Source organism: Paraburkholderia sp. EG304 (assembly GCF_046543485.1).
Taxonomy (GTDB): Bacteria; Pseudomonadota; Gammaproteobacteria; order Burkholderiales; family Burkholderiaceae; genus Paraburkholderia; species Paraburkholderia youngii.
Map to the genome: position 1 here is coordinate 1 of NZ_JBKGUA010000267.1, position 735 is coordinate 735.

Sequence of the window (735 nt, forward strand, 5' to 3'; positions counted from 1 at the left end):
ATCTGCCAGCGCATGGGGGTGGAGGTGGTCAGCGTGGAGGCCGGCTGCGTCGGCGTCGCCCGCGCGGCTGCGAGCGAGCGGGCGTTGGCGCTTGGCGCCCGCTGGATCGGCTGCACGGATGCGGACAGCGTGGTGCCGCCGGATTGGCTTGCACGGCAACTTCGCTGCGGCGCGAGTGCGTTCTGCGGCGTGGTGGCGGTGGGCGACTGGCTGGACTACCCGCAGGCCGTGCGCGAACAGTTCCGGCAGGGCGAGCATGCGGTGGACGGGCATCCACACGTGCACGGCGCCAACATGGGCTTCAGCGCGGCGGCGTATCGGCAATCGGGCGGCTTCGCGCCATTGGCGACCGGTGAGGACGTTGCGCTGATCCAGACCATGCAGGGCGCGGGCATGCGGGTCGCGCGCCTGGCCAGGCCGCGGGTGATGACCAGCGCCCGCCGGCAGGCGCGTGCGCCGCATGGCTTCAGCGACTTCCTGCGTCGGCTGGAGCAACGCGTCGCGCTGGCGACGGATGAGGTGGTGGGCGACGTCGCGTCGGCGACGTTGCTGTCGCGCTGATGGAGCCCATCGACCTGCTTGGTTGGGCGGCGACCGCCGTGTTGATCGCCACGCTGTGGCGGCAGATCTGGAAGCAGTGGACGGCCGACGACGCGCAGGCGGTATCGACGTGGTTGTTCGTTGGTCAGATCACGGCGTCGGTGCTGTTCATCGCGTACAGCGCGGCTACCGGAT

General features: G+C 70.7%; 1 protein-coding gene. It reads left to right on the forward strand.

The annotated features are described in order from the left end of the window. On the forward strand, positions 1–561 hold a 561-nt coding region (locus tag ACLFKU_RS43785; RefSeq protein ID WP_410853394.1), incomplete at its 5' end, for a glycosyltransferase. Positions 562–735: the final 174 nt, after the last annotated feature.